The sequence below is a fragment of the Rhodoligotrophos defluvii genome (assembly GCF_005281615.1).
Taxonomy (GTDB): Bacteria; Pseudomonadota; Alphaproteobacteria; order Rhizobiales; family Im1; genus Rhodoligotrophos; species Rhodoligotrophos defluvii.
On record NZ_SZZM01000001.1, the window covers coordinates 873926 to 887155 of the forward strand.

The 13230-nt window shown below is 63.9% G+C and carries 12 protein-coding genes; 4 read left to right on the plus strand and 8 right to left on the minus strand.

Annotated features, from left to right (window positions below; translation table 11 throughout):
• The first annotated feature begins 68 nt into the window (after window positions 1-68).
• From E4P09_RS04205 to E4P09_RS04215, 3 genes are all read left to right on the plus strand, one after another.
• Window positions 69-947: a 3-hydroxybutyryl-CoA dehydrogenase gene (locus tag E4P09_RS04205; protein ID WP_137388298.1), complete on the plus strand. Its 879-nt coding sequence runs from the start codon at window positions 69-71 to the stop codon at window positions 945-947.
• Window positions 948-1292: 345 nt separating this feature from the next.
• Window positions 1293-3230: a molecular chaperone HtpG gene (gene htpG, locus E4P09_RS04210; protein ID WP_137388299.1), complete on the plus strand. Its 1938-nt coding sequence runs from the start codon at window positions 1293-1295 to the stop codon at window positions 3228-3230.
• Between the two features lie 343 nt (window positions 3231-3573).
• Window positions 3574-3969: a hypothetical protein gene (locus E4P09_RS04215; RefSeq protein WP_137388300.1), complete on the plus strand. Its 396-nt coding sequence runs from the start codon at window positions 3574-3576 to the stop codon at window positions 3967-3969.
• Between the two features lie 15 nt (window positions 3970-3984).
• On the opposite strand, the gene E4P09_RS04220 is transcribed toward E4P09_RS04215, so the two are convergent.
• The 8 genes from E4P09_RS04220 to E4P09_RS04255 all read right to left on the minus strand — a co-directional run bounded on the left by E4P09_RS04220 (window position 3985) and on the right by E4P09_RS04255 (window position 11698).
• Window positions 3985-4590, minus strand: a complete 606-nt coding sequence (locus E4P09_RS04220; RefSeq protein ID WP_137388301.1) for a DNA-3-methyladenine glycosylase — start codon at window positions 4588-4590, stop codon at window positions 3985-3987.
• Window positions 4590-6200, minus strand: a complete 1611-nt coding sequence (locus E4P09_RS04225) for a cisplatin damage response ATP-dependent DNA ligase (RefSeq protein ID WP_137388302.1) — start codon at window positions 6198-6200, stop codon at window positions 4590-4592. The genes E4P09_RS04220 and E4P09_RS04225 overlap by 1 nt, the downstream gene beginning before the upstream one ends.
• A 19-nt stretch (window positions 6201-6219) precedes the next feature.
• Complete coding sequence (locus tag E4P09_RS04230; RefSeq protein WP_137388303.1) at window positions 6220-7248, minus strand: ligase-associated DNA damage response exonuclease; 1029 nt, start codon at window positions 7246-7248, stop codon at window positions 6220-6222.
• Window positions 7249-7295: 47 nt separating this feature from the next.
• A complete protein-coding gene (locus E4P09_RS04235) occupies window positions 7296-8042 on the minus strand; it encodes a M48 family metallopeptidase (protein WP_137388304.1) in 747 nt (248 codons plus the stop codon).
• 1 nt (window position 8043) lies between these two features.
• Window positions 8044-9267 (minus strand): polyhydroxyalkanoate depolymerase, encoded by a 1224-nt coding sequence (locus E4P09_RS04240; protein WP_137388305.1) that lies wholly within the window; start codon window positions 9265-9267, stop codon window positions 8044-8046.
• A 140-nt stretch (window positions 9268-9407) separates the two neighbouring features.
• On the minus strand, window positions 9408-10019 hold the full coding sequence (locus tag E4P09_RS04245; RefSeq protein WP_137388306.1) for an SCO family protein: 612 nt from the start codon (window positions 10017-10019) through the stop codon (window positions 9408-9410).
• Between the two features lie 72 nt (window positions 10020-10091).
• Window positions 10092-10943 (minus strand): ABC transporter permease, encoded by an 852-nt coding sequence (locus E4P09_RS04250; protein WP_137388307.1) that lies wholly within the window; start codon window positions 10941-10943, stop codon window positions 10092-10094.
• Window positions 10940-11698, minus strand: a complete 759-nt coding sequence (locus E4P09_RS04255; protein WP_137388308.1) for an ABC transporter ATP-binding protein — start codon at window positions 11696-11698, stop codon at window positions 10940-10942. Before E4P09_RS04255 ends, E4P09_RS04250 begins: the two co-directional genes overlap by 4 nt.
• 116 nt (window positions 11699-11814) lie before the next feature.
• Between E4P09_RS04255 and E4P09_RS04260 the strand changes: the two genes are divergently transcribed.
• Window positions 11815-13206, plus strand: a complete 1392-nt coding sequence (locus tag E4P09_RS04260) for an ActS/PrrB/RegB family redox-sensitive histidine kinase (protein ID WP_239025018.1) — start codon at window positions 11815-11817, stop codon at window positions 13204-13206.
• The last annotated feature ends 24 nt before the right edge of the window (window positions 13207-13230 follow it).

Genomic DNA, 13230 nt, shown 5'->3' on the forward strand with positions numbered 1-13230 from the left:
TGTCGGGTCATTCCATCGCGAGACGATATGCGCTAGTCTCGCGGGCCCCGAGGCGATTTTTGGTGGTAATGATGAAGATCCGCAGGGTTGGCGTGATTGGCGCGGGCCAGATGGGCAACGGAATTGCTCATGTGTGCGCGCTTGCCGGTCATAAAGTCTATTTGAACGACCTGTCGCGGGAGATCATCGAATCGGCGCTGGCCACCATCAACGGGAACATGGCGCGGCAGGTCCGCAACGGCCGCATCACGGAAGAGCAGCGCAAGGAAGCGCTCGGCCGCATCGAGATCGCGGAATCCTTCGAGGTGCTCGAGCCGTGCGATCTCGTGATTGAATCGGCCAGCGAGGACGAGCAGGTCAAGCGCAAGATCTTCGCTGGGCTCTGTCCCGTCCTTCGCCCGGACACTCTCGTCGCCACGAACACTTCGTCGATCTCGATCACCAGGCTCGCGGCAGCCACCGATCGACCCGAGCGCTTCATGGGCATCCATTTCATGAACCCGGTGCCGGTCATGGAGCTGGTCGAACTGATCCGCGGCATCGCCACGGACGACGAGACTTTCAACACGGTCCGCAACTTCACCATCGATCTCGGCAAGACCGTCGCTGTCGCCGAGGACTTTCCGGCCTTCATCGTCAATCGCATCCTGCTCCCGATGATCAACGAGGCGGTCTATACGCTCTATGAGGGCGTCGGCACCGTGGAAGCGATCGACACGGCCATGAAGCTTGGCGCTCACCACCCCATGGGCCCGCTGGAGCTGGCCGACTTCATCGGACTCGACACCTGCTTGTCGATCATGCAGGTGCTGTATGACGGCCTCGCGGACTCGAAATACCGGCCTTGCCCTCTGCTGGTAAAATATGTGGAGGCCGGCTGGCTCGGGCGCAAAACCCAGCGCGGCTTCTACGATTATCGCGGGGAGAAGCCCGTCCCCACGCGCTGATTTCACGAGCAGCAGCTACAAACCATCCTTTCGCCACGAACCAGCCCTTCTACGGCCGAATTGCAAAGGCAGGTTTTTCCACGTTGCCTCAGGTGGTTCGACCCCGAGAAGGGCTTCGGAGATCTCAGCCCCCCAGCCCCCCTCGAGGTCCTTCGAGGAGTCGAACCATCGCGTATCTCCCTTGAGTTCAGTCAGTGGCAGGTAACAGGTCGGGCCGGCAGTCAGGAGAACTGGCTGTCGGCCCGGTCTTTTCACCGCCCCTCTCTCGCGCCCCAATCTTGATTTCGCTTCGGCTTTTGCCGATATCCCGCTGTGTTTCAATTGCATGCCAGGGATATGACCTAGATGACCGCGGCAAACAAGTCCGGTAGCGGGACCGCTGCCGAAACGCTTGCATCGGGGGAAACCCATTCATTCCAGGCCGAAGTGGCCCGCCTCCTGCACCTTATGGTGCATTCCGTCTATTCCGATACGGACGTCTTCCTGCGTGAGCTGATTTCGAACGCGGCCGACGCCTGCGACAAGCTGCGCTACGAAGCTCTATCCAACCCGTCCTTGCTTGCCGACGATCCGGAGCTGGCGGTTCTGCTCACTGCGGACAAGGCGGCCGGCACGCTCACCGTGGCCGACAACGGGATCGGCATGAGCCGGGCCGAGCTCATCGACAATCTCGGCACCATCGCCCGTTCCGGCACCCACGCCTTCATGGAGAAGCTCACCGAGGGCAGCAATGCGCCCAAGCTGATCGGGCAGTTCGGCGTGGGCTTTTATGCAGCCTTCATGGTCGCATCCCGGGTGGACGTGGTTTCGCGCCGCGCCGGCAGCGATGAAACCTGGATGTGGTCTTCCGATGGCTCCGGCACCTTCACCGTCGAGCCTTACGCCGGCGATGATGCGCCGCGCCGCGGCACCCTAATCAGGCTGACCTTGAAGGAGGACGCCAAGCCGTTCCTCGAGCCGTGGAAAATCGAGCAGATCGTCCGCGCCTATTCCGACCATGTGGCCATTCCGATCCGGCTCAGCGAGGTCAAGGACGGCAAGCCGACGGAGCCGCGCCAGATCAACACCGCGGCCGCCCTGTGGACCCGCCCGAAGGCGGACATCAGCCCCGAGCAGTACAAGGAGTTCTTCGGCGCCCTGGCCGGCATCTATAGCGATCCGGCGCTCACCATCCACTACCGGGCCGAGGGCCGGCATGAATACACCGTGCTCTTGTGCATCCCCTCCGAGCCCCCTTTCGATCTGTTCGATCCGGAGCGGCGCGGCCGGCAGAAGCTCTACGTTCGGCGCGTCTTCATCACCGATGATGCCGAATTCCTCCCCGGCTATCTCCGTTTCGTGCGTGGCATCATCGACAGTGAGGACATGCCGCTCAACATCTCCCGCGAGATGCTGCAGAACAATCCCCTGGTGGCCCAAATCCGCAAGGCGGTGACGAAACGGGTGCTCTCGGAGCTGAGACGCACCGCGGAGCAGGATCCGGACACCTTCGCCAAGATCTGGTCGGCCTACGGCGCCGTGGTCAAGGAGGGCCTCTACGAGGACGGCGAGCGCCGCGACGAGCTGTTCGACATCGCACGCTTCCACACCACCAGGAGCGAGGGCGCAATGCGCACCCTCAAGGACTATGTGGCGGCCATGAAGCCCAATCAGACCGCCATTTACTACGTGACCGCCGAGGATGCGGTGAAAGCGGCTGCCGCGCCGCAGCTGGAGGGATTCAAGGCGCGCGGCATCGAGGTGCTGCTGCTCACCGACCCCGTCGACAATTTCTGGACCCGCACGGCGCTCGGTTTCGATGGCAAACCGTTCCGGTCCGTGACCCAGGGGGCGGCTGACCTCGCCGCCATCCCCCTGGAGAAGGCCGACGAGAAAGCCGCCGAGCAGGAACAGGACAAGTCAGCCCTGGGCACCCTGGTTGCGGTCTTCAAGCAGACCCTGCGCGATGCGGTGAAAGACGTGCGCTTGTCCGAACGGCTGACCTCGTCGCCGGTCTGCCTGGTGGCGGATGCGGCCGGGCTCGATCGGAACCTGGAACGCCTGCTTGCCAAGCAGACCGCGGGCGCAAAGCAAAGCCAGCCCATTCTCGAGCTTAATCCAAGCCATCCCGTCATTGCCGGCCTGGCGCGCCGGGCCAAGGCCAATGGTGTGTCCGACGAGCTCAACGAGGCAGCCTGGCTGCTGCTCGACGAGGCCTACATCCTCGAAGGCGAGCCGGTGCCAGATCCCGCAGCCTTCGCCCGCCGGCTGACTGGCGTCATGAGCAAGGGGCTGGCGAGTTAGAGCAGCGCCAGCGGCTCGGTGGCCAGGCATGACGAGTTCAATACGCACCCCTCTTATCGTTGCTGCGCTCGACGCGGCAATCCAGGATGCCGGGGGAAAGCGAGTGCCGTGGGCCTGGATGCCGGCTCAAGGCCGGCATGACGGGCTTACAGCCACCCAGTTATTGCCGCGCTTAACGCGGCATTCTAGGGCCAAGCGGAACGCCCTTGCGCCGCTGACCTGTACGCCGGCCCCGGGGCGACATGGTCTAGAAATGCAATTATAGATTGCATAACCAGAAACCCGAAGCGTAAGGTCGCAAACTCGAATCACGACCCATTTTCGTGTCGCGGAGTTGCAAGCCATGCCTTTCGTAACCTGGCCGGTTGTTATAGAAAAGGAAGCTACAAACAAGTTCATAGTTCGTCCAAACGTATCGAAGCTGGAAATAAGTGGCGAAACATTCTATCGCATACCGCAAGACGACTTGCTGACGTACAAAAATCCAATAGAACAGAAAATAAACATCGCCTCTTCGATTAATGAGTTCAAAGATATAAACGGCCGGATATTCGTGGAAAAGAGCGTAACAGACCTGACCAAGGACTTCTGGAAAGGGGTCGCGCATGGTGTGGGCGTTGGCTTTACACCGCTGGTCGGCCTGGGCGTTGCTGGCGGAGTGGCTCTAGACCGCTGGCTTCTCGACCCTCATCACACGTCGGATGACACGAGCCACAAGGACGATTTCTGGCCGCACTGATGCTGGTCCGTTCCGTCAGCTCGCACGGACTGGCACCGACGCAAACCTCTTGCTCAGGTAGCGCGAGCCCCTGAGGCCAAAACGCCAGGGGGTTTCCACCCCCTTGCTGATACCGATGCGCGGGCCTGAGGCGATCGGCTGCGGCGCATCGGCACCGAGCAGCAGGAAGGGCGGCTCGTCCAGCGGCAAGCCGTTATGGGCGATGCTGAGACCCAGCGCTTGGCACACGCGCCCGGGGCCGGCGCAAAGCTGTAGCGGATTGCTGAGACCGCGCCGCTCCACCATGGCGGCGATGCCTTGGGTAGGCTCGATCGCGCGGATCAGCACGGCCGCCCCGGTGGCAAGGCCATCGCCTACGCCCGACCGGCACACGAAATTCACGCACCAGTGTATGCCATAGGATCGATAGATATAGGCATGTCCCGGCTCCCCGAACATCACCCGGTTGCGCGCAGTCGGGCCGGAATAGCTGTGGGATGCCGGATCCTCCCGGTCATAGGCCTCCGTTTCCACGATCATCCCGCCCACACCGTCAACCAAGAGGGTGGCGCCGATCAGGTCACGCGCGACCTCGACCACGTTGCGGGCAAAGAAGCCCCTGCCGAGAAGGCGCTTGCCCATCAGGCACGTCCTTGGCCATCGATGAGCTTCTCCAGCGCCTCCAGGCGGTCCGCCTCCTCGGCCGGCTTGTCCCAGCGGATGCGGTGAATTCTCGGAAAGCGCATGGCAACCCCGGACTTGTGGCGGGTGGAGGAATGCACGGAATCGAAGGCAACCTCAAGCACGATGCCCGGCTTCACCGCCCGCACCGGCCCGAACCGGTCCACCGTGTTGTTGCGGATCCAGCGGTCGAGCCGCAACAGCTCCTCGTCCGTGTAGCCGGAATAGGCCTTGCCCACCGGCACCAGCTCGTCCTCGCCGTTTTCTCGCTGACGCCAGGCACCGAACGTGTAATCGGAATAGTAGGATGACCGCTTCCCGGAGCCGCGTTGGGCGTACATCAGCACGAGATCGAGGGTGAGCGGCGAGCGCTTCCACTTCCACCAATAGCCTTTGGGCCGCCCGGCGAGATAGGCGCTGTCGCGGCGCTTGAGCATCAGGCCCTCGATGCCGTTTTCCCGCGAGCTCTCCCACAGTCGGTTCAGGGCCTCGAAGCTGTCGAAGGCGATGAGCTGGGAGACGTCCGTGCGCGGCACCCGCGCCAGCCCGTGCCATTCCTCGAGCCGCTGGCGCCGCTCGAGCAGCGGTAGCGGGCGCAGGTCGTCGTCGCCTTCCATCAGCATGTCGTAGAGGCGCACATGGGCGGGGTAGTCCGTGATCATGCTGGGGGTGACGGTCTTCCGGTTCAGCCGCTGCTGAAGATCGTTGAAGGGCGCGATCTCGCCGCCGCGCATCACCAGGAGTTCGCCGTCCAGCACCACGTGCCGGCCCCGAAAAGCGATGGCCACCTCGGGAAAGCTACCGGAAATCTCGTCACCTGCACGGGAATAAAGCCGCACCTCGTCGCCTTTGGCCGCGACTTGCACGCGGATGCCGTCCCATTTCCATTCGGCCAGATAGTCCTCCGGCTTGAGGTTGGGCCAGTCCCCCTCCTCGATCGGATGGGCCAGCATGAGGGGACGGAAGATCGGTTTGGCGCCGGGATCGGGGCGCTCACCCTTGGCGTCGAGCCAGGCGAACAGGTCCACATAGGGCGGCGAAATGCCGTGCCAGACCTCTTCGATATCGGCCGGCTCGACCCCGCCATAGGTCGCAATGGCAGTCTTGGCGAGGCGCGCGGAGACACCGACGCGCAGCGCCCCGGTCAGCAGCTTCAGCAGAGCCCAGCGACCCTCCGCATCCAGCCGGTCGAGCCAGCCCGCAACCAGATCCGTCAGCTCCGACTTGTGCGCCGATGCGATCGCGTCCACCACCTCGGCCAGGCGCGGCGGCGGCAGTCGCGCAATGTGCGATTTCGGCGGCTCCGGCCAGATCAGCGCCACCGTCTCGGCCGTATCGCCCACATAGTCGCGAGAGAGGCCATAGAGCACCGGATCGACTCGCGGCTCGATCAGCTCCGTGACCAGCCGTCGCACCGGCAACCGGAAGAACAGACCGTCGGTCAACGCCGCCACCGCCCAGCCTCGGTCCGGGTCCGGCGTCTCGCGCAAGTAAGCCACCAGCAGCGCAAGCTTGCCATTCCGTGATGGCGTGAAAGCCAGCCGGTTCAGCAGGTTCGAGAACGCCCTCATGGGTCGGTCCTGCCCCGCATCATTCGTCCTCGTCCTCGTAGCCGATCAGGGCGAGCGCCCGGCCTCGGCGTCCCATCTTGCCGATCTGGTGCACCAGGGCATCGTCACGGCCATGGGTCACCCAGATCTCCTCGGCCTCCGTCTCGGCAATGGTCTCGACCAGGGCATCCCAGTCCGCGTGGTCCGAAACCACCAGCGGCAGTTCGACACCGCGCTGGCGTGCCCGCCCGCGCACCCGCATCCATCCCGAGGCGAACACGGTCAGCGGCTCTGCAAGCCGACGCGACCAGCGGTCGTTGAGGGCCGATGGGGGCGCGATCACGATCTCTCCGGCCAGCCGGTCCCCGGCTAATCGCTCTCCGCCAGCCTCGTTCACCGGCACGAGCATGCCGAGATCGATGCCGAGGGTCTGGTAGAGGGTGCACAGCGCGACCATGGCGCCGTGGAGGTAGATGGGCCGGTCATAGCCCAGACTGCGAAGCACGGCGATCATGCGTTGCGCCTTGCCCAGGCTGTAGGCGCCGAGCAGATGGGTGCGCTCCGGTACCATGCTCAGCGAGGCAAGAAGGCGCGCGGCTTCTTTTTCCGCCGGCTCGTGCCGGAACACCGGCAGGCCGAAGGTGGCCTCGGTCACGAACACGTCGCAGGTCACCAGCTCGAACGGCGCACAGGTCGGGTCAGCCTCGCGCTTATAGTCGCCGGAAACCACAGCGCGCTTGCCGCCCCATTCCATCACCACCTGCGCGCTGCCGAGAATGTGCCCCGCCGGCACTAGCCGCACGGACACCCCATTCACATCGATGGCGTGGCCATAAGCCAGCGGCTCGAAATTGCCGCCGGCGAACGCGCCATAGCGCGCCTTCATCACCGCTATGGTTTCCGCGGTGGCCAGCACCGCGCCATGGCCTGGCCGGGCATGGTCGCTGTGGCCATGGGTGATCACCGCGCGGTCCACCGCCATGCGCGGGTCGATGAAAAACTGCCCCGGGGCGCAATACAGCCCCTCGGACGTTGTATAGAGCCAGCTGCGGACGGGTGTGTTGGTCATTCGTATGGAGCCACCACCCGCCAAAATGGTGCCTTGAAAGGCTAAGCTCAAGCGCCGTAGCGATGCAGCGCCGCCCCGTTGGTCTTCAGCCAGCGCCTTGCCTCCCGCCAATGAGGACAATGCAGAGCCACCACGGCCCAGAACCGATCGCTGTGATTCATTTCGATGAGATGGGCGACTTCATGCGCGGCCACATAGTCGAGCACATGAGGCGGGGTGAGAATCAGCCGCCAGGAATAGGACAGGCGCCCGTCCGATGTACACGAGCCCCACCGGCTCTTCTGGTCGCGGACGGCCAGACGCCGGTAGCGGACGCCCATGGCCTGCGCATAGCGGTCCGAGGCGGCGGCAAGCTCAGCCTTGGCCTGCCTCTTCAGCCAGTCCGCAAGCCGGCGCGCCAGATGCGCTATCTCGCCATGCACCACAAGCCGCGCCTCGCCGCCGGAATAATCGGCATGCACCAGCCCACGCGCCCGGGCGCCATGGCTGATGACATGCGGTTCGCCCCTGAACGGCAGGATCTGCCCGGGGTGGAATTCCACCCGCTCGGCCTGATCGTTTAGGCGCGACAGGATCCAATTGCTGTTGCGCCTGGCGAAGGCCAGCCCGTCCTGCTCGCTCACCCGCGGCGGCAAGGTGAGCACCACGCCGTCGCCGTCGGGCGCAAGCCGCAGAATCATGCGGCGCGCCCTCGCATTGCGGCGAATCTTGACCAGCACGGTCACGTCGTCGATCGTGAGGCCGGCGACCTGCAGGCCGCTCGCTCTGGGCTGTGACCGGCGCAGGAGGCCCATGTCAGGCAGGCAGGTTGTCTCGGATGAACTGCGTTATGCGCGGAGCGATCTGCGCATTGAAGCGCGAGCCGTTGAACACGCCATAGTGGCCGACACCCCGTTGCAGGTGATGCAGCCGCCGCTCGGCGGGAATGTTTCTGCACAGGTCATGTGCCGCCTCGGTCTGGCCCACCCCGGAGATGTCATCGAGCTCGCCCTCCACCGTCATCAGCGCCGTCTTGGTGATTGCTTCGGGCCGCACCGGGCGGCCGCGGTGGGTGAGCTCGCCTTTGGGCAGCTGGTGCTTTATGAACACGTTCTCGACCGTCTGGAGATAGAATTCCGCGGTCAGATCCATAACCGACAGATATTCGTCATAGAATTCGTCGTGCTTCTCGGCGCTGTCTCCATCGCCCTGGACCAGATGCCAGAACAGATTCCGATGCGCGGAGATGTGCCGGTCCAGATTCATGGTCATGAAGCCGGTGAGCTGGAGAAAGCCGGGATAGACTTGGCGCATGAACCCGGGATTGCCGAACGGCACCGTGCTGATGACGTTGTTGCGGAACCATTCGATGTCGTGCTGGGAGGCCAGCTTGTTGACCTCTGTCGGATTGCGGCGGGTGTCGATCGGGCCACCCATGAGCACCATGGCCCCGGGCACGTTCGGGTCCTTGGCATCCGCCATCAGCGATACCGCCGCGAGAACCGGCACCGAGGGTTGGCACACCGCCATGACGGCGGTGTCCGGCCCGAGCAGCCGCAGCATCTGGATGAGGTAATCCACATAGTCGTCGAGATCGAATCGCCCGAGCGACAAGGGTACCTGCCGGGCATCGGCCCAGTCCGTAATGTAGACGTCATGGTCTTGCACCATGGTGCGCACGGTGCCGCGCAGCAGGGTCGCGAAATGCCCGGACATCGGCGCGACGATCAGCAGCTTTGGCTGCTTCAGCCTCGCCTTCTTCTTGAAATGCAGCAAGTTGCAGAATGGCTTGCGCCAGACGACCTCTTCCTCGATCGCGACGGTCTTGCCGTTGACCACCATCTCGTCGATGCCGAAGGCCGGCTTGCCGTAGCGACGGGTGATGCGCTCGAAAACGTCGAGCCCGGCGGTGATAGCCCGGCCGAAATAGGTTGCCGCCAGCGGGTTCAGCGGCGCATTCCACAGCATCCGGCTGGCATTCGCTGCCGCCCGCCACGGCGCGACCGCAGCGTGGTTCATCTCGTAGAGGTAATACAGCAAACCAAACCCTCGCGACGTGACGTGTCAGGCAGCCCAGACCGGGCCTTGGCCGGCAGGAAGGCAGTCAGTGGAGGGACATAATAGCATCAACTTTGCTGGGCCGTGCAAGAATCTTCGCAGGCGCAGCAATGTGAGCAGATTCAGGACTTTGCCAGCTCTTCTTTGATGCCCTTGGCCATGGTATCGGCGTCCGTGCCGTAGGAGAACACGCGCCTGAACGTGCCGTTCTCGTCCATGAGGAAGACGAGGCTGGTGTGGTCCATCAGATATTCGGCGGACGAGCTTTCGTCCTTCACCTTGGCGAAATAGATGCGGTAGGCCTGGGTCGCCTTGACGATATCTTCCGTAGAGCCGGTCAAGCCGATGAGGCCGCCATCGAAATTGGAAACATAGGTCTTCATCTGCTCGACCGTGTCCCGCTCGGGGTCCACGGTGATGAAGATGGGCTGCACGCGCTTGGCGTCTTCCCCAAGGCGGGTAACCGCCGTGGTCATGGCCTGCAGCTCGGTCGGGCAAACATCCGGGCAAAAGGTGTAGCCGAAATAGACGAGCATGAACTTGCCGCGGAAGTCCTTGTCGGTGACCCGCTTGCCGTCCTGGTCGGTGAGTTCGAACGGGCCGCCGACCAGCGCCGTGCCCGTGACCTGCGAGCCTTGCTGCGCGGGCGACAGCAGCCACGGCACGGCAACCCCGGTCGCCGCGATGACGATCAGCGCGATCGCAATGAGCAGAAGGGTGTTCTGTCTGGTCATGCGTCTTCATTTGCTGAGGTTCGCGCCTCTGGCAAGTAGCCGCAACGCCGCATGAGACGACCGGGCAAAATTTCACTCGCCGAGCGAAAGCAGTTGTCCTCGCCGGCGCGCATCGCGGTGAAACCAGGCAAAGCTTGCCGCGCCGATGGCGAAATAGAGCGCATTGAGGGCAAGCGCGCTGACCATCAGGTCCGGCCGCACCACCCCGTGCAGCAGCAGGCTGCGCATGCCCTCGAACACGTAAGTCGGGGCAAGCGCCAGGGAAATCGGCTGCAGCCAGTCCGGCAGAACGCTGACCGGATAATAGACGCAAGCCAGCGGCATGAACAGGAACATCAGGCTCCAGGCGATGTTCTCGGCCCCAAGCCCGTAGCGCAGCAGCAATCCGCACACGAACAGGCCCACCGCCCAGCTCGTGAGGATGAGATTGAGGAAGAAGGCGACCAGCCACAGGCCCATGCTGTAGACATTGAAGCCGAAATAGGCCCAGGCAAGAAAGGTGACCGGCAGAAGCCCGATCCACACCCGGATGACGCTCATCACCATGAGCGCGGTGATGAACTCGGTGGGGCGCAACGGACTGACCATGAGATGCCCCAGATTGCGGGAATACATCTCTTCCAGGAACGAGATGGTGAACCCGAGCTGGCCCCGGAACAGCACGTCCCACAGCAGCGCCGAGCCGAGCAGGATGCCCACCGCCTGCGCAAGCGCCCCGCTCTGCTGGGCTAGGTAGATCTGCAGGAAGCCCCACATGAGCAGCTGCACCGTCGGCCAATAGATCAGATCGAACAGGCGCGGCCATGAGGCGCGGAGGAGATAGAGGTAGCGCAGCACCAAGGCGCCTACGCGCGGCAGGGAAAAGCCGGTCGCATGGCGCAGCCGGGGCAGTGCGAACGGTCGTTGCTGCGGAGTGTCGGTCATGATGCGGCAGTCAGGTGATTGCCGCGGGCGACATCGAGGAAAACCTCCTCCATATTCTCGCGCCCATAGCGGCGGATGAGATCAGCCGGACTTCCCGTATCCACAATGCGCCCTTGCTTGGTCATCAGAACATTGTCGCACAGCCGCTCCACCTCCGCCATGTTGTGGGAGGCGAGCAGCATGGTGGCCCCCCTGCCCCGGCAATAGGCTTGCAGATGCCCGCGCACCCAATCTGCCGTATCCGGGTCGAGCGAAGCCGTGGGCTCGTCCAGAAGCAGGACCAACGGTTGGTTGATCAGCGCCTTGGCCAGGCTCACCCGCGTCTTCTGCCCGGCGGAGAGCTTGCCGCTGGCCCGGTCGATGAAGCTGCCGAGGTCGAGTTCTTCCGCCAGCTGCGCGATGCGCTTCTCGAGGTCGGGAACCCCATAGAGCCGGCCGTACACCGTCAGGTTCTGGCGCACGGTGAGCCGCAGCGGCATCTCGACATAGGGGCTCTCGAAATTCATATATGGCAGGACGCGATAGCGGTCGTGCACGATATCGATGCCGAGAACCTCGATGGTGCCTGATGTGGGCAGCACCAAGCCGAGCAGCATACCGATGGTGGTGGTCTTGCCGGCGCCATTGCCGCCGAGCAGGCCGGTGATCGATCCGCGCGGCACCGTGAAGCTGATGCCGTCGACGGCGGTGACGCTCCCATAGCGCTTCACCAGGTCGACGACCCTTATCGCGGCGTGGTCATGTGTTTGAGGCACGAATTGCTCGCGAGAGAACTTCGTCGACGAACTTAACCCAAGATCCGGGGAGGATAGCCGGATTTTCCGATCTGGCCAATGTGGAGGCTCGCCCCCACTCGTGCAAGGAGAGGCCGTTGAAACCAATCAGAGTCCTGACGCAAGGGGCGGCTCCCGTCGATACTGCTGTCGTCGGACAAACCTTCCATGACAGTGGCGGGCGGCTGCGCCTGCAGACGCTGGTGCGCCTGCGCTGGCTCGCTGTTTCCGGCCAGTCGGCGGCGGTGCTTGCGGTCTATTTTTGGCTGGGCTTTCATCTGCCGCTGGGATTGTGCCTGGGTGTCATCGCCCTCTCGGCCTGGCTCAACATCTGGCTGGGTCTCAAATGGCCCTCCACCCTGCGCCTCAGCGACCGCTATGCCGCGATGCTCTTAGGCTACGACGTGGTTCAGCTCGCCGTGCTGCTCTATCTCACTGGCGGCCTGCAGAACCCCTTCGCTTTCCTCTTCGTGGTGCCGGTTTCCGTTTCGGCCTCGAGCCTGCCCGTGGAGCGCACCGTCGCGCTGAGCGCCCTGTGCCTGGGCGCGGTCTCGCTGCTCACGGTCTATCACATGCCGTTGCCCTGGTATCCCGGCCAGCCTTTGGAGCTGCCGCGGCTTTACGTGGCCGGGATGTGGACGGCCGTCGTGTCCGGCACGGTCTTCGCGGCGCTCTACTCCCGGTTCATCGCGGAGGAGGCCCGGCGCATGTCGGCCGCCCTGTCGGCCACCGAAATGGCGCTGGCACGGGAACAGAAGCTCTCGGCTCTGGACGGGCTGGCCGCCGCCGCTGCCCACGAGCTGGGTACGCCGCTCGCCACCATCGCGCTGGTTGCCAAGGAGCTTCGCCGGGAAATGCCGGACGACGAGCGCTTTCGCGAGGATCTCGAGCTTCTGTCGAGCCAGACGGAGCGTTGCCGGGTCATTCTCGCGCGCCTTGCCAACCAGGATGCGGTGGGCGACCACGTCTTCGACCGGCTGCGGCTCAAGGTCATGATCCAGGAATGCGCCGAGCCGGTGAGCGGCAGCGATGTGGAGGTGGTGGTGGACTGCCGCCCCGCACCCTACGTCGAGGGGCAGGATGCTGCCGAGCCGGTGTTCCTGCGCAGTCCCGGCATCCGCTATGGTCTTGGCAATCTCCTCGATAACGCGGTCGATTTCGCCCAGAAACGCGTTGAGATCGAGGCGCGCTGGGATGCCGAGCGGGTGGTGGTGACGCTGCGGGACGACGGCCCCGGCTTTGCCCAGGACATCATGGACAAGATCGGCGAGCCCTATGTGACCAGCCGGCGCGGCGCTTTCGACCGTGGCGACGGCGGCCATGACGGCATGGGGCTGGGCTTCTTCATCGCGAAGACGCTGCTGGAGCGTTCAGGCGCCACCGTCACTTTGGCCAACAGACCGCCGCCGGACCATGGGGCCACGGTTCGCATCGAGTGGCAACGCAACGAAATCGATCTCCTGAGGACGAATCCAGGCATGCAGGCTTGAAAATTGCCCAACCAAGAGGCAAAT

Bases quoted from the DNA above. Each gene is read 5' to 3' on its own strand.
- E4P09_RS04220 (WP_137388301.1), bottom strand. From the start codon at position 4,590: ATGGGCAAGCGCCTTCTCGGCAGGGGCTTCTTTGCCCGCAACGTGGTC.
- E4P09_RS04230 (WP_137388303.1), bottom strand. From the start codon at position 7,248: ATGACCAACACACCCGTCCGCAGCTGGCTCTATACAACGTCCGAGGGG.
- E4P09_RS04245 (WP_137388306.1), bottom strand. From the start codon at position 10,019: ATGACCAGACAGAACACCCTTCTGCTCATTGCGATCGCGCTGATCGTC.
- E4P09_RS04205 (WP_137388298.1), top strand. From the start codon at position 69: ATGATGAAGATCCGCAGGGTTGGCGTGATTGGCGCGGGCCAGATGGGC.
- E4P09_RS04215 (WP_137388300.1), top strand. From the start codon at position 3,574: ATGCCTTTCGTAACCTGGCCGGTTGTTATAGAAAAGGAAGCTACAAAC.
- htpG (WP_137388299.1), top strand. From the start codon at position 1,293: ATGACCGCGGCAAACAAGTCCGGTAGCGGGACCGCTGCCGAAACGCTT.
- E4P09_RS04250 (WP_137388307.1), bottom strand. From the start codon at position 10,943: ATGACCGACACTCCGCAGCAACGACCGTTCGCACTGCCCCGGCTGCGC.
- E4P09_RS04225 (WP_137388302.1), bottom strand. From the start codon at position 6,200: ATGAGGGCGTTCTCGAACCTGCTGAACCGGCTGGCTTTCACGCCATCA.
- E4P09_RS04235 (WP_137388304.1), bottom strand. From the start codon at position 8,042: ATGGGCCTCCTGCGCCGGTCACAGCCCAGAGCGAGCGGCCTGCAGGTC.